General features: G+C 58.7%; 17 protein-coding genes and 1 pseudogene. 5 read left to right on the forward strand and 13 right to left on the reverse strand.

What is annotated here, in order from left to right:
• Positions 1–443 precede the first annotated feature (443 nt).
• The gene (locus tag F573_RS14325; RefSeq protein WP_019022889.1) at positions 444–1,544 is read left to right on the forward strand and encodes a replication initiator protein A; all 1,101 of its coding nucleotides are present in this window, start codon (positions 444–446) and stop codon (positions 1,542–1,544) included.
• Positions 1,545–1,728: 184 nt separating this feature from the next.
• Here the strand turns inward: F573_RS14325 and F573_RS0112675 are convergent, their stop codons facing one another.
• Positions 1,729–2,310 carry a hypothetical protein gene (locus tag F573_RS0112675; RefSeq protein ID WP_155986660.1) on the reverse strand — a complete coding sequence of 194 codons (582 nt, stop codon included), beginning with the start codon at positions 2,308–2,310 and terminating at the stop codon, positions 1,729–1,731.
• Between the two features lie 296 nt (positions 2,311–2,606).
• On the opposite strand from F573_RS0112675, the gene F573_RS0112680 reads away from it, so the two are divergent.
• Positions 2,607–3,197, forward strand: coding sequence for a hypothetical protein (locus tag F573_RS0112680; protein WP_019022891.1), 591 nt, complete (start codon positions 2,607–2,609; stop codon positions 3,195–3,197).
• Between the two features lie 99 nt (positions 3,198–3,296).
• Here the strand turns inward: F573_RS0112680 and F573_RS14950 are convergent, their stop codons facing one another.
• The 7 genes from F573_RS14950 to F573_RS0112720 all read right to left on the reverse strand — a co-directional run bounded on the left by F573_RS14950 (position 3,297) and on the right by F573_RS0112720 (position 10,518).
• Complete coding sequence (locus tag F573_RS14950) at positions 3,297–6,050, reverse strand: hypothetical protein (RefSeq protein ID WP_081619228.1); 2,754 nt, start codon at positions 6,048–6,050, stop codon at positions 3,297–3,299.
• Positions 6,051–6,115: 65 nt separating this feature from the next.
• Entirely contained in the window at positions 6,116–6,748 is a 633-nt protein-coding gene (locus F573_RS0112690) for a hypothetical protein (protein ID WP_155986661.1), read from the reverse strand.
• Positions 6,749–7,291, reverse strand: a complete 543-nt coding sequence (locus F573_RS0112700) for an HD domain-containing protein (protein WP_019022896.1) — start codon at positions 7,289–7,291, stop codon at positions 6,749–6,751.
• 274 nt (positions 7,292–7,565) lie between these two features.
• A complete protein-coding gene (locus F573_RS0112705; protein ID WP_019022897.1) occupies positions 7,566–8,435 on the reverse strand; it encodes a hypothetical protein in 870 nt (289 codons plus the stop codon).
• Between the two features lie 80 nt (positions 8,436–8,515).
• The gene (locus F573_RS0112710; RefSeq protein ID WP_019022898.1) at positions 8,516–8,854 is read right to left on the reverse strand and encodes a hypothetical protein; all 339 of its coding nucleotides are present in this window, start codon (positions 8,852–8,854) and stop codon (positions 8,516–8,518) included.
• A 96-nt stretch (positions 8,855–8,950) separates the two neighbouring features.
• Positions 8,951–9,550: a hypothetical protein gene (locus F573_RS0112715; protein WP_019022899.1), complete on the reverse strand. Its 600-nt coding sequence runs from the start codon at positions 9,548–9,550 to the stop codon at positions 8,951–8,953.
• Positions 9,551–9,636: 86 nt separating this feature from the next.
• Positions 9,637–10,518: a hypothetical protein gene (locus F573_RS0112720; RefSeq protein ID WP_019022900.1), complete on the reverse strand. Its 882-nt coding sequence runs from the start codon at positions 10,516–10,518 to the stop codon at positions 9,637–9,639.
• A 356-nt stretch (positions 10,519–10,874) separates the two neighbouring features.
• On the opposite strand from F573_RS0112720, the gene F573_RS0112725 reads away from it, so the two are divergent.
• Together F573_RS0112725 and F573_RS0112730 are read left to right on the forward strand one after the other, a co-directional pair.
• Positions 10,875–12,107, forward strand: a complete 1,233-nt coding sequence (locus F573_RS0112725; RefSeq protein WP_019022901.1) for a hypothetical protein — start codon at positions 10,875–10,877, stop codon at positions 12,105–12,107.
• 98 nt (positions 12,108–12,205) lie between these two features.
• Entirely contained in the window at positions 12,206–13,597 is a 1,392-nt protein-coding gene (locus tag F573_RS0112730; protein ID WP_019022902.1) for a DNA cytosine methyltransferase, read from the forward strand.
• A 312-nt stretch (positions 13,598–13,909) separates the two neighbouring features.
• Here the strand turns inward: F573_RS0112730 and cas1f are convergent, their stop codons facing one another.
• The 5 genes from cas1f to F573_RS15095 are packed head-to-tail and all read right to left on the reverse strand — an operon-like array spanning position 13,910 to position 18,619.
• The gene (cas1f, locus tag F573_RS0112740; protein WP_019022904.1) at positions 13,910–14,878 is read right to left on the reverse strand and encodes a type I-F CRISPR-associated endonuclease Cas1f; all 969 of its coding nucleotides are present in this window, start codon (positions 14,876–14,878) and stop codon (positions 13,910–13,912) included.
• Positions 14,878–15,513: a hypothetical protein gene (locus F573_RS14330; RefSeq protein WP_019022905.1), complete on the reverse strand. Its 636-nt coding sequence runs from the start codon at positions 15,511–15,513 to the stop codon at positions 14,878–14,880. Before F573_RS14330 ends, cas1f begins: the two co-directional genes overlap by 1 nt.
• Positions 15,514–15,515: 2 nt before the next feature.
• Positions 15,516–16,607: a type I-F CRISPR-associated protein Csy3 gene (gene csy3 / locus F573_RS0112750; RefSeq protein ID WP_019022906.1), complete on the reverse strand. Its 1,092-nt coding sequence runs from the start codon at positions 16,605–16,607 to the stop codon at positions 15,516–15,518.
• An 18-nt stretch (positions 16,608–16,625) separates the two neighbouring features.
• Positions 16,626–17,453 (reverse strand): type I-F CRISPR-associated protein Csy2, encoded by an 828-nt coding sequence (locus tag F573_RS0112755; RefSeq protein ID WP_196801799.1) that lies wholly within the window; start codon positions 17,451–17,453, stop codon positions 16,626–16,628.
• A 20-nt stretch (positions 17,454–17,473) separates the two neighbouring features.
• Positions 17,474–18,619, reverse strand: coding sequence for a type I-F CRISPR-associated protein Csy1 (locus tag F573_RS15095; RefSeq protein ID WP_019022908.1), 1,146 nt, complete (start codon positions 18,617–18,619; stop codon positions 17,474–17,476).
• A 113-nt stretch (positions 18,620–18,732) separates the two neighbouring features.
• Here F573_RS15095 and F573_RS0112765 point away from each other — a divergent pair.
• Positions 18,733–20,364, forward strand: a pseudogene (locus F573_RS0112765) (hypothetical protein); the annotation flags it as partial.

Genomic DNA, 20,364 nt, shown 5'->3' on the forward strand with positions numbered 1-20,364 from the left:
AATGCCGAAGCCCCATGCCCCGGGTGTTCCCAAATGCCGAAGCCCCATGCCCCGGGTGTTCCCAAATGCCGAAGTCCTCGCACCCCCCGAAGCGTTCCTAAATGCCGAAGCCCTCATACCCTGGCGTGTTCCCAAATGCCGAAGCTTCGGGCCTGACCGTTCCCAAATGCCGAAGCCGATGTACGGCCGTGACGACCCCTGACCCCTCGAATCCGGCGTTGCTGGATGCCGATAACCAACCATCAGGTGTTCCCAAATGCCGAAGATCCGGGCCTGACCGTTCCCAAATGCCGAAGCCTACATGGCCGCAGCGTTCCAGAATGCCGAAGATAAGTCACTGATCTTACGAGGTATAATTCCGGGTTTGCATGTCCGTCCGGTCGCTATTAAATTGGATACCGCTCAGATTTACTCCAGTCTAGGACAGACGCGAGGCAATACGGATGGCCGACCTGCTTGACCCTGATCGTCACCCCAACGGTGATCTTTTCGTGCTCGAAGACCTACCCTGCGTTGTGCCCAAGAGCGATATGCCCTCTATGCCGCATCCGTATTTTGCTCTGCGGGTCGGTGACCAGAATGTCCGCCACTATGAAAACAATGGCGTCGAGATAACGGTCGAGCCGTCGATCCACGGGCTTGCCACCATCAACGACAAGGACATCTGGTTGTTCGCGATCTCCCACTTGGTGAGGGCGCTCGAACGGAACGACCCTGAAGCTTCTTCGTACATCCGCTTTTCAGCGTCGGATTTCCTGCGCTTCTGTAATCGGGCCACAGGCGGCCACAATTACAAAAAACTGAGAGCCGGCCTCAATCGGCTTATGGGCACCCGCATCCTAACCAACCAGGAAACCGGAGGTAAGCGCACAACCAACAACTTCGGTCTTTTGGTGGACGGCACCACCGTGGAAGGAGATGTAGTGGGGCGAGGTCGTGAAATGATGATCGAAGTCCAGTTGCCACCCTGGCTCTGCCGTTCGGTGGAGCAGTTCGATGTTCTGACGATCAACGAGAACTACTTCCGACTGCGTCGCCCCATCGATCGCCGCCTGTATGAGATCGCTCGAAAGCACTGCGGCAGCCAGAAGGAATGGTTCGTCGGACTCGATACGCTGTCGATCAAGATCGGCGCTGGATATGAGATTCGTCGTCTTCGTTACGAGCTACAGAAAGCGGTCGATGCCGACATCATTCCCGATTACCGCATTTTTCTTGACCGGAAAACGGACACCGTTCGGTTCGAAAATCGCAACTATCGCACTCCCACGCAAAAGAAAGGGGGTGCCGGTGAGTCGAAGGGCCATAACGGCCGAATTCTCGGGTTCGATCGTGCTTATCTCGAAGCTCAAGCCCATCCCGGTGAGCCGGATCTGAAGACGGTCGCGGAACGTCTGAAGAGATCCCGCTCGCTCACCCGCAAAACCTCTCCTGACGAACCTGGCGCCTCAACAGAACCGGCTTCTGATTCTGAAAACCAACCGATTTCTGAATCCCGGCGGGATGAGCTGAAGCAGCTCCGGCAGCAACTAACTTCAAGCTAAGGTCGCTGCGCCGACGATGAGGACACGAGTCGTGCGGGGGCAATCGATCCTTTAGCGCGATTCGCCTTCCTCAACTTCCATCCCCACCACGGCGCGGCCTTGTTCTCTCCGGCTATTCCACAGTCCGAAATCCGCGCCGGCCTGCAACCATGGCGAATAGTGGTGGTGGGGGTGATGGGCTGCCTTATCGGCCCCCTCCCTTTCGATCGATCAAGGTCCTCCCGGTCGCTGGATCGTTCACGCACCGGCCCAGGATCAGATCGGCGACCTCGGGTTTGTGGATTCCTGCGATTGATGATCCGTCCTTGTCTTCTCCTGCCTGCCGGATGAGATTGGGACAAAGCGTTGGGTCCTGGGCAACATAGATCCCTCGCTTCCCGGCCTGCTCGCAGTTTTCGGCCAGTGCATTGATCGTGACGGCCTGGTGTCGCCCCCGCATGCGATCCGGGACATTCTCCTCGATCTGGATCAGAAACCTCGAGCCCATCATTTCCACTTCGGCGTGCGGTTTCCGGATGGCGTCAAACCTGGGAAGTCGGTGGACCGAGAATCCATAGCCCAGGAGGACCTCGATTACAAAATCCGGAAAAATCGAGTCGGGCACCTCGTGTATTCGCCGGATGACTTCTTCCGGGTCGCTTTCCTCACGTACCCTCGCCAGTGCTTTTCGGCTTTCCCGGATCGCTCGAAATCGTACGGGGCGCCATGCTTCGAGCGCCCCTCCCATTTTTCGCGCCATATTCCCTCCGCCAGTGCTATTCAGCATCTGCAATTCCCTTTGCCAATTTCGGTCTCGTTCGATGCTAAAGCAAGACGATCCAGCAGCGGAAAGCTACCTTTCCTGTTGTGCTTTTTCGAGAATGGAACAACTCGCATCCTGGATGCCAGCGCCTCCCGGAAAGAAATTGCGTCTTCGAGTTTTTCCGGTAGCTTGGATCGTGCCATGAACTATTACACGCAAAAACACGGAGGATCGATTCATCAGGCCCGGCCGGTCGTGGTGACCTCGAGCCATGCTTCGGACCTTCCGAATCATCGTCGATCGACGACCGGAGGTACGGTATGAGTTATCGTCACATCTATCGCCGAGACGACAGTGATCCCGGGTACCAGGTCTGGATTGCCCGCAAAGGGAAGACCGTGTTTTCCCGCTGGATCTCCGACGAACAATCCGGCGGCCAGGAAAAGGCCTTGAAAAACGCCATCAAGGTACGAGATGAAGCCTACCGGTCGCTTGGGATTGATCCCGAGCGGGGGCAGCGCCCGGCGCCTTTGTCGGCCGCGAAGCGTTCGCGTTCGGAGCGCACTTCCGCGCCCGGGCCGATCAGCATTCATCTCAGCCTGTACAAACGCTTCCTGAAACGTCAGAGCCGGGAAGTGCTTCGCCCGGTTTTCGAGGTGCGCTACCGTGAGCCGAACGGCAAGCGCGCCAAGAAGGCCTTCTCGATCAGCGCCGGTCAGTATGCCGAGGCCTTCCGCAAGGCGGCCTGCATCCGCAAGCCGGAGAAGGCGGCGTCTCCGGCGGAGGACGACACCGCGCTGAACGGTATCCCCCGCCGTCAGGATGTCGAGTCCTATCTGAAGGAGCGTATCGGGGAAGAAGAGTTCGAGAAACTGGATCCGCCCCTGGATGAGTGGGGCATCCCCTCTTGAGAGCGCGCCCGCTACTGGCGGTGGCAGATCAGGCTTCTTTCGAATTACGAGTTTTTAGCTTTTCTATCCAGGTCATCAGGCTGGAAACCGTGGGCTTCGCTAACGTTTCGCAATCACCCAATGCAGCCCCGGAACATCCGGAACGCGTCCACTTTCCTGCCATATCAATCCCGCTTCCTTGAGCACACGATGCAGCGTCTTCTCCGTTAACCGATGGAGCAGGGCCGGGGACTGCGGTGCCGTCGGAACACTTGAACCTGGTTCGACCATGGGCACCGTCAGCAACAGCTTCGCTCCCGGCGGCAGAAGGCCGGCGGCCCGGTGCAGATAGAGTTCCGGAAACGGCGTGCAGGCCAGTACGCCCGGCAGGGAAAGCACGGATAGATCGGCGTCGATCCGTGTATGCAGAAATCGCTGCGCGGTGACTTTCAGCCCCGCCGGATTTTCTACCAGATGTTCCGGGGCTTCCATGACCGCCACGGTATAATCGGCCTCGGCCGCTGCAAGGGCCATTTCCAGGCCTTGAGGACGCACCTCCAGCCAGATACCCGGACGTTGCTGGCTGCGCATCTCGCGCCGCCCCCTGGGCTCACCACCACGCAACATCCTGATCCATCGTTCCGACTGCTCCGGGCCCGGCTGCACAGGCAATGCCGCACCCGCCCAGGGATGACCCGGCGCCCAGTAGTGTGGCGTGTACGTATGGCCGCATCCAGTACATCGGCACCACACACCGTTCTCTAGGGGCTGGCCGTCGTTGGTGGTGACTGTTTCAGTCCAAGCCACCGTTCCCAGGTACTCTTGCCCAGGATGATTACAGACGGGGCAACCCGCGTGTGCCCACTGCTGGTTCGGGTCGTATTCGCTTGTTGGTACAGGTTCCGGTGAGGTCTCGACGTCGACGTCTGCGCGCGGTGCAGCCTCGGCGAAAGGAACCGTTCTCGCCGGCAGCGGGGTCACCTCCAGAGTCCTTGGCGGCTCACCGTTGGCCGCACGCCTCACCATTTCCCGAAAGGCGCTCTCCAAGTGTCGGGTGTAGCGTACCGTGTCAAAGAGCGGGGCCTGGAAGCGATGATTCTTTACCCGTTCGCGCAGCTCCTTTAGTGCTTTCGGATCCTTCGCCAGCGCCACCGCTCGCGCATGCAGCGCCTCCTCATCGGCCAACACCAGCTCCGGGAGGTGGCAAGCACGTAGCAGGCTCCCCGAAACCCGTGACGCAAAATGACCGCCTCGGGTTGTCAGTACCGGCACCCCCATCCACAGCGCATCGGCCGTCGTGGTATGGCCGTTGTAGATCCGTGAATCCAGGGCGATATCCGCATTCGCCAAACGGGCCAGATGGAGCGGGCCCGGTCGCCTGGGCGCAAACATTAGACGGTCCGGGTTCACCCCGGCCGACTGCGCATGGTTTCGCAGGTTCTCCCGCGCTTCTGGATTCAATTCCAGCAGCCAGAGCACGCTGTCGGGCACATCGCGAAGGATCGCCATAAAGGTTGCCCACCGCACCGGCTCGATCTTGTAAGCTTGGTTGAAACAGCAGAATACGACCCCTTGCTCCGGCAGTCGTTCTTCCTTGCGGGTCGGTGTACGGGCGGCCACCGGTCGGCGATGATCGTTCGCCTGATAGTTCTCGGGCAGGCGACACACCGCCTCGCTGAAATCAGATTCCGATCCTTGAGGGGTCACAACCGGATCCCCGATGATGTAGTCGTAGGCTTCGCTTCCCATGGACCCCGGAAAGGAAAGCCAATTCACCTGTACCGGCGCGGGCCGATAAGCGAGAATCCGGACGCGGTTGTTTTCAGTAAATCCTGCGCAGTGGACCAGTACGTCCAGATGGTCATCCCGAATGCGTTCAGCGGCTTCAGCGTCGTTCAATGACCTCAGATCCACAAAGTTGTTCGGCACGGCCGTTTTCAACCGTTCACGAAGTTCGGAATCATCCTCTGGGGAGTGGCAATAGATGATGCCTTCTACTGCGTCCGGATCGTGTTGTTCCAACACCCCGATCGCCAGTGTCAGGGTTGGGTGATCGAACCAATTACTGGAGAGGTATCCCACTCGAAGTGGACGATCCTCCTGCGAAGACGGGAGGACAGGCTGGCTCTGGGGATGGATGTCGCCTGCGACCTGTTTCCAGCTCACCTCCGCGATCCGTCGATTCCAGAGGTCGTTTATGTACCAGGCCAGCGATCGAAACGGGTTTTCCTGAGCCCTCGAGAACTCACCCCGGTTGTAGGCGCTGCGCAACACCGCCTGTGATTGCGATGCGCTTCGCCATTCCGCGATCTCCATCGAGGCACCAACCCTTCTCGCGTGCAGACGCAAATCGTTGGCGTCTTTCGCGACCGCTTTTTCGAATGCTTCCCAAGCCCTTCTTCGATCATTCACACCGATGAACACCGATCCGGCGACGGCCATCGCCTTGGCGGATCCATCGGATCGATCCAGCAAAGAGCGAGCGAAGGGTAGGGCCCACTGGAAACGTTGCTCCCTTAGCGCGTCACTACAAATCCCCATGAGGCCTTCGGCATGGTCGGGCATCAACCAAAGCCCCCGACCACCGGCCGCTCGCGCTAACGCCCAATGTCCTCTTTCCCGGAAATGCCTCGCCTTATCCAGCCAGGCGCTCGCAGCCACAGCCGTTCGCCCCTGTTTCAGAGCCCGTCGTTCGGCTTTGGCCTCTGCATGGCGCCCCAATCCATAAAGGACTTCGATCCGCGCCAGGTACCAGTCGAGACGACTACGGACTGACTCGGTGGCTTCATCCAGCACATTCAGCGCGTTTTCCGGATCGCCATCCTTGAGATACGCCAAGGCCATCTGGACAGGATCATGATCCGATTCCATCATTCTCCTTCAATTCGTGTTGTTCAGGCGGCCGAAGGCCGCCTTTTCGAGGTGAAGCTTGGCGAGGGTCAGAACCCGGTATTCTCCCGGAACTGACGCCAGACGTCGTCAAGCTCCGTTGCATCCATCTTGAAGTCGATGGTATCGCCCGTGTGCTCTTCCAGGCGGAAAAGCGTTTCCGGCCCCTGCTGCATCTCCTCGATCACCTCCATGGCCGTTTCCCGGTTCAGGGTGACCAGCACGGATCCCCGAGTCGCCTGTACGGTCTCGCTTTCCTCAGCAAGATCCCATACCTCGCCATCCTCCACCCGCATCAGCATGGAGGGGTGGAACAGCGTTTCGGTATCACCGACGGCGATGGTCAGTGATTCATTGTCGGTGTCGGGTGTGATGAACGCGTAGGCGCTACGCTGGGTCTGGTCGATCGAGCAGGTACCTTCGTCGGTGAACCGGTCGATCTCACAGTTCAGCTCCCAGCCCGAGGATCCCCACTGAGCCTGAGCGCCCCCGGTGGTCATCATGGCCGCCAGCATTGCGGCCGTCATCATGGACTTCTTTCGGTTCATTGCGTTTCTCTCCGAAATGGATGGACTTTCCATCCTCCGGATTTCTTCTTTCTTCGCAATTTCTTCTGGCGGACGGCGCGCATAAAAAAACCCCGGAGACGCTTTCGCGTTCTCCGGGGTGTTGGTTGACTTCAATTAGGCCGTATCCCTCGTCTCGAGGTGGTTGCGGGCCTGGCAAACCTGGTTGCGGGCTTTTGTGTGAAGATGGCTATCACCGGCACACAGCACGTCCAGAAGACGATCCTTCTCCCGGATGTAAACCCGGGCAAAATCCGGATCATGCTCCAGGATGGAGCGGCTATTATCGATCAGATCCGCCAGCTTGACGGTCTGCGCCGCAGCCGGCGCCCGGGCGAGGTGAGCCCGATCGATGGCTTTACGGGTTTCCCGGTTCCCGTCTTCGGGCCGGCTCACATCCGTCAGCCAGTACACGAGCTCCTCGACCTCGCTGCCGAATTCGGCCCGAATGTCCGAGAGCTCGACACGGGTGTCTTCCACCGTGTCGTGCAGCCATGCGGCCGCCAGCATTTGCGGCGTGTGCGGGACACCCCGCACGATACCGGCGACCGCGGCCGGATGAACGATGTATGGCTCATCCGTGTACTTCCGGAGTTGCCCGACTTCGATATGGGCCAAGGCCGCGAAGGAACGGGCCCTTTCTTCCAGATTGGTAACCATGGGGTATTACCTCCGTTCAATAGAGCCCCGGGCATCCAATGCAGACACACCAGGGGGAGTGAGGGGAACTTCTGATCGATCCATTCGGCGAGCCCGAGGGCTCGGTTCTCCTGGCGGACCAACACCAGAATCCATGCGACGACCAGCAGAGCAATCTCCGCCAGCGCGCCGAAGGGAAGCAGGATCATTCGTGCTCGTTGCATCGGAAATCTCCAGAAAGAACCCGGTACGCCTCGCGTACCGGGTGTGACTTCGATCGTTCGCCGTCGTCAGATCAGAACGGAACCGTTTCCTCAGTGATCCCGTCGTGGTCACCGTCCCGCCTGACATAATATTGCACCTCGGAATCCGCTTCGATATCCGGCACAAATGTCAGCTGAGAAGTGAACTCGGGGTCGGTCATGATCCGTTCCGCTTCCTGCGCGTCCGATGCATTTACATAGACGGTAGCGGATTCCCGAACCACTCGTGATACCACCGCCGTGAATTGACGGGGATCGCGGCCACAGGGTGCGCCCCTGGGTTCTTGCGGTGGGAGTTTTTCGACATCCGGGATATTATTCACACAACCCCGAATATCGATATCTCCGCCGAGCTCCATGAATTGACGGCTCTCCGTTGAGCCGATATGGCGAAATCCATCGGGCTCGACCACGATGGTTCCAAATGCCATGTACGGCGGAGTGACCGACTCTTCAGGACCGTGCTCCATCATGACATACTGGAATGTTATCTGATGGTGGGCGTACGGGTTCTTATGCTTGGCTCGCGCCAGCGCAGACTGAATGATTTCTTTCCAGTCGTCACCGATCATCACGGTGACCAAGGGTAGTCTACCCGCTTCGACGTCAATGATCTGGGACGCCAGTTCCTGTTCCAGCTTTTCAACCCACTCGGGCCGTGATCCGGCCTCGGGCCAGGCGGACTGGATCCGTTGCCTGATTTGGTTGGCTTGTTTCGAATCCATGTACCACATCCGAGGCGCCCAATCTTCCGGGCTGTAACCACACTTCTCCCGCCACAGTCTTAATCTCGAACGCGAAGAAGCGATTTTCCACCCCATCTTTTTCAGGAAATCCTGCTCGATGGAGGGTTCCAACAGATCCGGCGAAATGACTTCCATCGCCTTAATGGTTTCATACATAGGATTTCTCCTTATTGAACAAGAGGCAGGGCCCGTCCATTGACGGACGAGCGCCTACCCCGCGTTGGTGCGATAGCGACTCAGGACGAAGCATCCGCCGCGGGCTTCACCCCGAGATCCCGAAGGACATCGGGAATGGACAGATCCTCGGATTCGAAGAACTGGTCGGAACCTTTCAGGCAAGCCCGAAAGCAGACCAGATTTCCTCGGATGACGCAGAGAGGCATCTCGATGTCATCCGAGGTATGCCAGTCCGGAGAGAACTCGAAGAAGTTGGCTTCGTTCAGGTCCAAGGACTGGACCAATTTCGAGATATCCTGAATACGCTTTGCCAGGTTCTCGTCGATGTCGACGGTGACCTGGCTGGGCATACCGATCTCGTCCTGGCCCATGGCCGTCACTTCAAGCTCGTAGTCCATGGTGGGTACTCCTCTTTTGCAGTGAAAAGGGGCACGCACCGCCCCATCGGGGCGTGTACGTACCCCCGATGGGTGAAGATGATCGAAGCGGTGAGGCTAATTCGCCGGCGCTTCGGCGCTCCGCGTCTCCTGCGGAGCCACAGTACTCATGACACCTCCGCCGGCCATGAAATGCAGGACGTCGGTGTCTTCGATGCCGCGCGAACCGTTCCGAGTCACCACAGTCATCGAGCACCGGCACTGTTCCAGCACCGGGAAACCCCAACTGTAGGTGATCTTGACGGTCTTCAGCGGCAGTTCATCCAGGCGGTCTTCGCCGCAGTTCTGCACCTTGCTCATGGCCGTCTGGAAGATTTCCTCGGATGACGGGAAAAAGACGCTGGCAAGCTTGCGGTCGTTTTCCCGCATGAAGCGGATTGCCTCATCCAGCTTGATTTCCAGCTCCTCGACCCACACGGGGTAGAAGCCTTCATCATGCGGATAGAACTCCCAGAGCGCCTCCAGAAGCCCTTTAGCATCGGTCATGTCGAGCACCACGTCGGTCATCTCGTGACCTTCGCGGTACAGCCAGACCTGATCCCGCTCTGTCTTGATCCGCCATCCGATCCTTTCCAGGATCGTCCGATCCACGACCGGGTTCAGGAGTCGCATCGGAATGCTGCGCTCAGCCGTGGTGATCATGTGGATCGTGGTCATGTTGCCTCCTTCTTTTTAGCGAAGGGGCACGCACGGCCCCATCGGGGCGTGTACGTACCCCCGATGGGTGATGGTGGGCGATCGAGTCAGAAGGGCACAAACCCCGAGACGTCTTCGATCGCATCCGGATCCCCGAGGTAGTATTCATCCACGGGGTTTCCTTCGTCGACTTCGAAAACCGCCTTCGAGGCATGACCCCGATCGGTCATAATCGTGGCGGCTTCTTGCTCGTCTTCCGCGAAGACACGCACGACCGCGGACTCGGTCGTGTCACGGGTTACGATCGCCTCGTAGGTGCGATCGCCCGGTTTCGGCGCATTGAGAATCTGGGGCTTGCGCTCCGTTTTCTCCTGCTCCGGCATCGACGTCAGCTTGCCGCTGGGGTCGATTTCTCCTCCGCGCTCCATGAACGCGACGATGTCTCCGGACGAAATCTTCTGGACCCCGTTCGGTGTAATCCGAACGACATAGAAGTCTGCATCGTACAGCCAAACTCGCTCTGTCCAGGTTACGCCCTCGAAATCGACCGAATCGTGCAGATGGCTTTCTTCCGTCCACGAAGAGAACTTGAAAGCAATCGAATCGATCCGTTGCTCCCCCGAGTTTTCGGGTTTCTGAAGGATGCCCATGAAGATCGATTCCCACTCGGGAACCGAGATCAGGGCGTATTTCTCGCCGACGGCCTCCATGGAAGCCTCGGTGTTCTCCAGAACCTCTTCAAGGTCTTCAACCCATGAAGGGTAGAACCCGTTTTTCGGGTACTCTTTCCTGATCGAACTAAGAAGTGACTGCAGACGTTCGACATCAAGGTCGATTTCTCCGAGAGGAGATATCTCGGCATAGAGTTTCCAGCCGTCAACATCCTCCTGGCCCCGAAAGCCGATACGTTCCAGTATCTCCCGGTCAACCGAATTCATCAGTTCGCCCGGGACAGAATGGACCGAGATGATGCTTTGTCTTTTGCTCATGGTGCTCTCCTTCGTTAATGAAGAGGCACGCACGCCCCATCGGGGGCGTTGGCGTACCCCGATGGGTGTTCGGTCCATGGGCATGGACCGGTTCGGCCATCGCGTGATGCGACGGCGGGATGATCCACCGAAGGGTGGATGCAGTGGACTCGCGTTTCGGAGCCCTCCAGGCTGCTTGCCTGACGCCGCTTACCCTCGGCAGGGGGATCGAATCACCGCCAATTTGCCACGGACGATCATCAGAATCAAAAATTGCGCATCGGCATTCGCTTCGGTAGAACGGACCCTGGAATCGCACATCCGCGGTTCTCGACAAACTGAACAGGAAGCGGCCCAAAGCCGTAAGGAGCATGAAAATGATGTTTCGCGAATCGATTGCAATCGGACTGGCCCACCCCGGATCCACCCCTCGGGGCTGGACGTTCTGGGAAAGCGTGGCCCTCACTGAAGAGATGACCTCCCGCGCTGAATTCGTCAGCGGCGTTACCTCGCTGCCCGGGCGGGTGGCGATCGTCCGCGGGGCCCCCGGAGCGCCGGACGCCCCCGGACTGCTCGCCCGAGTTCCGGCGGACCTGGAATCACTGGATCCCGTCGGCTGTGAGCTCGATGAGATTCTGCAGCCGGCCCTGCGCGCACCGCTCGGGATGAAGGCCGAGCAGTATCGGTGGCGGGTTGACCAAATGACGAAGGCCGAGATCCCCTCGGAAGGGCGCATCCGGTTCGATCCGGATCAAAACGGATGGGTTGCGGAAGTGGCCGTGGGCCGCCAGGTCCACACCATTCCCGGTGGCGCCACCTCAACTTCCGAAGAAGCGTTCGAGCGGCTGATCGGAAAGCTGCCGGCGCATCTGGGGGCCTTCATTGCGGAGATGGAAAAGCAGGCGGACCTGACGCTGGCCGCCGCCGGCATGGATCCGATGCCGTTCCCGATTCGAGCCATGGTCTACGTCGAAGGGGCGTCTGGCGCGAAGGAGGAGCAGCGGATGGTCGACGCGACGGTGGATGTTCGTTCCCTGTGTTCCCGTGTTCTGCTGGGACCCGAGGCCTGTTTCTCACTGCTGCCGGCTTTCCCCGACCTTCAGGCGCCAGGCTGCGAATCGAACCTCGTCTGGTCATCCTCCGATCGGGTGGTTTGCGAACAGCCGATGCGGGATGAGCGTTGCGATACCACCTGGACCGTTCACCGAAGCGGAGACCGGATTTCGCTGGCGCGAAACTGCCAGGAGCCGTTCGGTATGGCCGCCGCCATGCGGTCCCTGAGTGACCGGTTCGTGGGACTGGAGGCGCCCTCCGTGGTACTCGAGCAGCACGCCCGGCGCAAAGCCATCAATCAGCGCGAACGGCAGAAGGCTATCGAAGAGGTGCTCAATGCTTTTCGGGCCTACCCGGCGCTGCAGTCCTGCGTGAACGAGGAGATCCAGCGCATGCGTCGCGGCGCGGAATTTCGCCTGCGAAACGGTCAACGGATTCGGTTCTATGGGCCGGTCCGGAAGGATCGCAACACCGGTCTTCCATCGGCGCAGGTGGATGTCCTCGACGAAGGTCGGCCGCGGCGGATCTGGGTGACCCCGGAGGATCTCGATGTCTGACTGGTGGACGCTGCGGAAAAATCGACAGACCTCTGGCGGCCGGTAAAATTGAAATCGAACCAACGGAAACCGGCCCGAAGCCGGGAAGGAGCACTCCAATGCCGAAGAGCACTGTGATTTACAGCAAGATCGGGGAACACCGCGGTCGCAAGCGTCTCTGGCTGGAAGGTCAGCGGCTGGCGCGTCTGGGAATCACCCCGAGGCTGAAGTACAGCCTCACCGAAATCGAAGGCGGTTCGAAAGGCATTCGTCTTTCGTTTACCGACGAGGGTGACCGGAAGGTCTCCCGTCGCAAGCGCGGAGAGCGGGAGCTGCCGGTCATCGACATCGCCAACGACGATATCTCGCGTGTTCTGGGCGACTCTGAACGGGTCCGTGTGGTGGTCCGGGAAGGGCGCATCGACGTCACTCTGCATCACCACGAAGCAGCCACCCGGCATCGTCTTCGCACGCTGGGTGAGCGGATCGAGAAGGGGCTTCCGATCCGCATGGGTTCGCTGGCCCATGGCGGTGGCGTACTGGATCACGCGCTGCATCAGGGGCTGGAACGTGCAGGGGTACCGACCCATCTGGCGTTCGCCAACGAGTTCGATGGGCAGTATCTCGATGCATCCCTGATGAACAACCCGATCTGGTCCCAGGACAGCATCGCCATCGAGGGCCCGATGCAGGACATCGAATGGTCGAAGCTGCCGGAGGTCGACATGCTGGTCGCGGGCCTTCCCTGCACCGGGGCCTCGAAATCCGGACGCTCCAAGAACAACCTGAAGGCGGCCGAGGAGCACGAAACCGCCGGGGCCCTGTTCGTGGCGTTCCTCACGGCCATCCAGACGCTGAAGCCGTCTTTGGTCGTGCTGGAGAACGTCCCCGAATACGGGAGCACCGTCAGCATGACGGTCATCCGGTCCGTGCTCTCCAGCCTCGATTACGAACTCCATGAGACGGTGCTGGATGGCTGGGAAATGGGGTCGCTCGAAAAGCGCAAGCGGTTCTGCATGGTTGCCACCAACGGCAACGTGCCGCTCGATTTCGGGGAACTGCGCCCGATCCGTCAGCGGGAACCGCAGGTGGCGGACATCCTCGATCCGATCGCGCCGGATGACCCCCGGTGGAAGGCGTACACGTATCTCGATGACAAGGAGAAGCGGGACAAGGCCGCCGGCAAGGGCTTTCGGACGCAGGTGCAGGACGGGTCGCTCGATGGATACGGCACAATCGGCAGGGGCTATTCGAAAGTACGCAGTACTGAAATTCGGATCCAGCATCCTGCGGACGAAAGCCTGACCCGTCTGCTCACGCCGACCGAACACGCACGAGGGAAAACGATCCCGGAATACCTCGTGGACGGACTGAGCGAGACCCGGGCGCACGAAATCCTCGGCCAATCGGTGATCCACTGTGCGTTCGAGGCCGTCGGTCAGCTGCTGGGGCAATCCCTGCGGTCGATGGCTCCCGAATCCACCTCGGCACCGATGCAGGCCGCCGCCTGATCCGGATCGGGCAGGGCGGGGCGATGGCCCCGTCCTGCCCCTCCCTTCTTGAATACATCAACAGGAGACGGCCGAATAAGTCAATCTTTCCGGAGAGCGTGGTATGGGCGGGTATCTTGTCCTGTTGACGGTTGCGGTCTTGATGGCCTGCGGCGCCGGTATTGCTCTGTACACTGCCCGCCGGGCGATTCGGAAGAAGCCGTAATGCAGTGCATTGGCTCGTTCGAGTCTGCTACACGTCTGCCCCAGACGTCCCAAGGACGTCTGGGGCAGACGTGTAACACGAAAGTTCTTTTTCTGACAGAGGCCCCCTTACTTCCCCGGTATTGCCGCGACTTCTTTGACGAAGTCGAACATTCGACCGACAAACCGATCTTCGTGGGCTTGGTGAACCACCGCATCCCGGAGACTTTTATGACATCCGGATTGGTATCCCTTGCGCCCTATACGGAACGCATGAGGCATCACGACGGAATCCTTGATCAGATCCGCGACGTCGAATACCAAGCCGCCACGCCGCGTCTTGCCGTGAAGAATCGGCATCGAGAACGGGATGCCGAGGGTATGCAGAACAACCGAGGCATACCCGTATGCGAGATAGTTCCCGTGATCGAGGAGCCCGTTGATGGTTTCGACCGCATCGTTCTTTCCTCTCCCTTCGTTTCCGGCAACCCTGCGAAAACCATCCACCTCGTAGCATTTCGCGAGGTGGGCATAAATCTGCTTTGCCCACTCCGCCTCAGCCGACAATAGATCGGTCGTCGAACACGCATCTTCGACGGCATCTTCGAATGTGTCGAGCAGGCGATCCCCGGGCGTAATCGAAACCCCTTCCCTGGATAGTTCGCGGTATGTGCGTTCACACCATTCCGCGCGCTTCGTAAGAAGCTGTCGGCCTGCTTCCAAGCGGGTTTGCTCGTCCTGCCACAAGACCATCCAGCTCTGCATGTACTCCGTTGGTCGATACTCGTCCTGCGGGAGTATGAAGGTGCTGTCGGTGATGCCGTGGAGTGGGGTTCCGCCCGTTCCGCAGAACCCCACAACCACGCTGGATTCCGCCAGCTTGCGCATCGCGGCGTTGGTGATGGAGGTTCCCGGCCCCAAAAGCACGAACAGGGTGTTCCGGTCCGGGATGTTGAAAAAACGGTCTTCGTCTCCGCTTCCTTCTTCCGCGTAATAGACGACCGTTTCGTCTTTTTGCATCACACGGCAACGCTCCAGGTACATCACGTTGGCGCGCTGACTCACCAGGATCGAGTTGGGACGTCGATCCTTCTCCATCACGGAAGCGGCAGATACAGGCGGTTTTCCCCTCCGGACAGGCCATAGCTGTTGATGACCCCGGAAACCGGCACCCCCTGAATATCCTCGATCCACCGAGGCTTGATCGGGATGGGGTAGATGACCCCACGTTCCTGACTGGACGACATGGGAATCGATGGGAGCTCATTGGCTTCCTGAATTCGCTTAGCCCGACGTCGGAAATGATTCTCGCGCTTTTCAGCCGATTCCCCGCTACTCACTTTCCTGTTCGGGATCCTGAGACGCGTATAAGCCACGAAGGATTCCGGTGACCGTTCTTCCTTCAGTGACTCCATGTCGTAGGCATCTCTTCTCCTTGAGGAGCGAACTTCCACGAATTCACCGACCTTCGGATTTTCGGTGACCCTTGCGGCAAATTCTTCCAGGAAGTCCGGATTCTCCGCATGCAGTTCAATCAGTGACAGCGGGTGCCCGGCCCTCTCCCGGCCGTTCTCAAGGAACGACCGGGCAAGCTCGGGGAGCGCGATCGCCACGGGTTCATCACCGGATCGGTTGGCATGGTGAACCATCTTCGTGATCACGGTTGCGACATCCCACCGACTCACCCCAGCCCCGCCATCGACCTTGAGGGTCCGCTTGACGCTCGGTTTCATTCTCAGTCCTCCGATTCGGAACCGTAGACACCACCACGCATCAGGGCCGCGATCAGGAACATTCCATTCTTACTGTCCGGATCCAAGTTGCCCATGTCCTTCGCGATATCGAATGCACTGGAATTCCTTTGTTTGCGAAAGCACGTCATCTGCTCCAGGTTCGCACCCTGTGGCTCAACAGGAATTGGCTTTTTATTCTTTTCAAATCCCGGATACCATGTGTCGATCGTACGCAGTGCATTGCCGATCTTCTGATCACGGATCGCGGCAACGCCCATCGTTCGCACGTCATTCAGATTCGTACTGCTTTCATCCATATTGGGCTTTTCGGGGTGGCCGATCTTGAAAAGCGGCCTTGCAAATCCGCCCTTTTTTCCGCTTGGCTTTCCTTCGACGTAGTTCTGAGACGGGTGGACTTCAAGAGACCCCTTAAATCCAAGGTCCACGCGCGCGGTCACTTCGAAATTATAACTCCCTTCGCCCGACAGGCTTTCCGCGATCTTTTCACCAACCTCTTTTACTTCACCCGGGCGATTTTCGAAGTTGTTATACGAAAGCTTCGTTTCCCCGGCAGGCTTTGACGTCACTTCCCCGACATTTTCGCCATTTTCATTCGTCATTTTGACGATAATCGTCAAATCTGACGCAAGAGATCGATTCCTCCACAACCACCGACCATTCAAGATATTCGTTGCTACACGTTCAGAAACTTCCTTCAGCCCTTTGCTGCCCTTTACGGCTTTGGTGAACGCTCTCACATGATTGCGCATGTTCCGGAGGTTTTCTTCGTCGTCTTTCTTCCCCGGAGCGCACGCGTGAAGCGCCTCGTCGATCGGCAGATACCGAAGGGCGAACCGGATACCGAACCCGATGGCATTCCGGTCTGTCATCGCAGACTCCGTAATCTGCATGTTCGAGACGCCGTGCTCTTCCTTTTTATTAACATTCTGCGTCCCACGGATTCCGTGCCGGATTACGGTCAATGGCGTCTCAGCACCGTCTTCCAGAATATTAAAAAATTCCCCATGACTGATCACCGTCGCTCTTTGAAAACTCAGGACCGCCGGCAACTTCTTCATTGGCTCCAGCTTCATAACAGCCTCCGTTCTGGTTTAATAACTTTCTTGAGAGAGGATGAAGGCGGCATTGTCCACATCCCAGTGATGCCGCCACAACAGGGATTGCGCTTCGAAACCACGCTCACCCAGAGTTCTGATCCCAGCGTATTCCGCCAGGCCTACCATGATTTCCCCGAACGCATGAGGCAGCCCCTCTCGGGACCCTTTTCTCTCCTCGAACTCCGTTACCATGGCGTACCCCATCGGCGCCGGGACGAAAAATCCCGATTCCTCTGCCACAACATCCCTGTCGCCTGTTCCGATCTTCATCAGTTGCTCAAGGCGACTGCGTTCCGGGTGAATAAGTCGATCAGAACGGTCGATCAGGGCGTGCCCGCCGCCGATTTTCTTCGCGATGGCTCCCTCCTTGCCCAACAGGGCGGGGAAGGCTTCATCCGCTGCGCTGTATCCCACGATCTGACCGCCTGCCAATCGCCCGCCTCGGAGTCTTTTCCGGAGTTTCTTGATCTGGCCCGCATTCAGTCCGGCTTCCCCATCGCAACTCAGCTCCAGAATGATGGACCACTCCAGATCCGCCAAAGCGACCGGCTGCAATGACAGGGTCGGGCCATTACTTTTATTAGCGTAGTCTTTGCCGTTGATGTAAGTCGCACTCCGCATCTGGTGGGGCTGGAATTCTTTCCTCTTATGCGGGTTCATCCGCTCTCCTCGCAGCTGGGCGTCGTGGTGGATGATCGCAACCCCGGTCGTTTCGCAGCCGATCGTATCTCCGAGGGCGTGCCCGAACATGACGGCAGCCATAATAGGGCAGGGGGAAATCATCGATGGGGTGACCAGAGCATTGGCTGCCTGCACCCTCATGTGAGAAATCGGGAGATACATCAAAGCATGGCCTCCAGCGCATCCGCGATGCGTGCAACATCCTGACCTCGGACCTGGCCGGTCCCGCCCTTGTCTTCCCGGTCCATCTTGTGAATCTGTTTCGCGAGGCTCGAAGCTTCTTGTTTTTTCCATTCACGACTTCGGCGATCTGGAAAAACCCACGGCCAGCCTGGCGCCGCCTCGTCGATCTCTGGCAGCTCATTCGATTGATCTTCCAGCTTTCGCGCTAACGATTGTGCCTGGCTCTCGATGGCCTCAATGAGAGGCATCAGGATTTCCTTTTCCTTTTCTTTCAGTCGTTTTGTCCAGATTCTTGGCGCTTCTTCCGAATCGTCGCCACCCGGAGGGAACGTACGGGACAGGAAGCCGGTGTAAGCCTTCATCCGATCGCGCGGTATGCGATACCGAAAACCGCTGAAGCAGGCCCGTATCAGGCGTTTCTGATTGGAATCCATTTTTGGGACCGTCTGTTCAAAGACCAGCGCCTGTCGGATTCCCGGCTCGTCCGTAAGACCGCTGACATTGCGCGGCCTGCTCCCACCGATACTGAAAGCCTTGACCATGTCGACGGCCCTGAGAGCCGACTTTTCCGAGCTTCTCCCTTCTTCTTTTTCTTGCTCGAACCTTTGATTCATGATCCTCTGGATCTCCGCGGACACACCCATGGCATACAGCGGCGTCACGCTTACATAGCTCGTCTCCATGCCCTGAACCGGCACGAGCAGCTGACGATTGCGGCTTTTGACCGCGTCGCCGTTGACCACTCTCCTTTCACCCTTGCCGTCTTTAAGTTCGAGGTACCGAGAACGTACGGCGTCTGCCGCCGGCTTCGAGAACGTTATCTCTGTTTTCGGATCTTCCTTCTCGCCCGCAATCTTTTGTATCTGTTTGAAGGTGATGCCGCATTGCTGTATGCCAATCCAATCGAGACGAAGTGGCCCCGCTGACGGATCGGCCATCAGGGTTCGCGCGCACACATGCGGCAGATCCGATATCCCGTCCTCCTGCTTCAGGCGGACACCCACTGCGTGGCTGATGTTGGAATTGATCACTTTTCCAGCGAAGTGAACCAAATGTTCGTCAATGAACTCCTCGATTTCCTCGCTGGACTGCGCCTCAGCGAAGTTTTTCGGCTTTCTCTCCATGCCACCTCCACCTACTCGGTTCTGCGTTCAGTTCACAGAGGCCTTTCAAAAATAGTACGATGTAAACCCTACAGGGGGATTCTGGATTTCGCAATATTGCCAGGAGAGATTTGGTGCAGATTGCCGTCGTATCCTTATGTGAAAAACGCGCCATCCAGCGAACACGCCGCGTCATGGACCGATATGCGGTGCGCTCCGGGAACAACACCTGGATGACGATGATCAGTGCGGAAGGCGCACGCGAAATCCGCAAGGCCCTGCGGAAAACCGCCACCCGAAACACGGCGGTCGCCTGTTACCAGGTCAAGCGAAGGACCTGGAGCCTTTTATGGGTGGTGGGTCGCTCCGGGGCATTTGGGCCGCATGGTGCGGTCGCGGTGTCCCATCAGAAACGGGCTCCCGCCTCGTTCGTTCCCCCTTGGGTCCGCAAGGCATCCCTGGTCGCCGGGATGGCGGGCGTGGGGCATGATGTGGGCAAGAACACATTCCGGTTCCAGGGGAAGCTGGAGAATTCGGTAAAAGGGAAGAATTCAACGGGGTCGGTGAGTGACCGGATACGACATGAATGGGTATCGACACGCGTTGTGGAGGAGTGGCGCAAGGCTCAGAAACAGGGCGCGGAGTCGGGGTCTCTGACCCGACTGGCCGATGTCTGGCCCGAGGGTCGGCATATCCGTAAGGCACCGAGCATCCTGGACGACGATGAAGGTATTGATTCCGCCGACAAAGCTGTGGATCTCGGGATACTCACGCATCATGGGTTGCTCGGCCCCTCTAAATGCAATGGGACCCTGTGTGAGCCGGATTCCAGCCGCCATGTCCGGCATGGGGATTCGTTCGCGGATCAGACGGAGGATGCGTTTCGGTGCTACCGAGAAGACGGGTTTGGCCCCTATGTTGAACGTCAGCTCGAACGGTTTCGTAAGCGGCTGTCGGAATTCGAAGGCCAGGACCCGGATCTCTGGAAGGGGGTCGCCATCATCGCCCGGGCGGCCGTTATCGGTGCGGACCACGAAGTGTCGAGCGTCCGTTATCCCCGTACATCGGATCCCGAGGGCGTTTTTGCGAACACCGCAACCCATGACGGCGGTGGCTCCCGCGTTTTCAACCAACCGCTCGATTTTCACCTGTTGGGTGTCAGCCGTGACGCCCAGCGGTGGGTTTACCGTTTTGCCAACCTGAATCTGCCTGGCATGACGGCCCCCTCCAGGGAAGCCGTCCGGGAACGCTCTGGTCCGGGGCGTTTCGAATGGCAGGACATCGCTTGCGATCACCTCTCACGGTATGCGGATCATGGACCTCACCTGGTCATGAATTGCGCCGAGACGGGCAGCGGGAAAACCAGGGCTAACGTCCGCATTGCCGAATCCCTTCAAGCCCCGGGGGATCCATTCCGTCTATCCGTAGCCCTGAACCTCCGGTCCCTCACATTGCAGACGTCCGCTGCGCTCTCCGAGCAACTGCGTATCCCCGACGACGAAGTCGCCTGTCTGGTGGGCGACAGCTTTTCGCGTCAGGTTTTTGATGAGAAAGCGCACGAGTGGTCGGAAGATAATGACGAAACGGAGGGGGGTGATATCGACCTCGGGCGATCCATCGAACCGCCTGAAATGCCTCCCTGGCTCGAAAGCTGGTCCGAGCGGGATCGCCAGCCAAGCCAATGCCGGACGCTCATTGGCACTCCGATTCTTGTCTCGACGGTAGATTACCTGATCCAGGCCGGGGAGCCCGGCCGTCAGCATCAC

It is taken from the genome of Thioalkalivibrio sp. ALE23, from assembly GCF_000378545.1.
Lineage (GTDB): Bacteria > Pseudomonadota > Gammaproteobacteria > Ectothiorhodospirales > Ectothiorhodospiraceae > Thioalkalivibrio.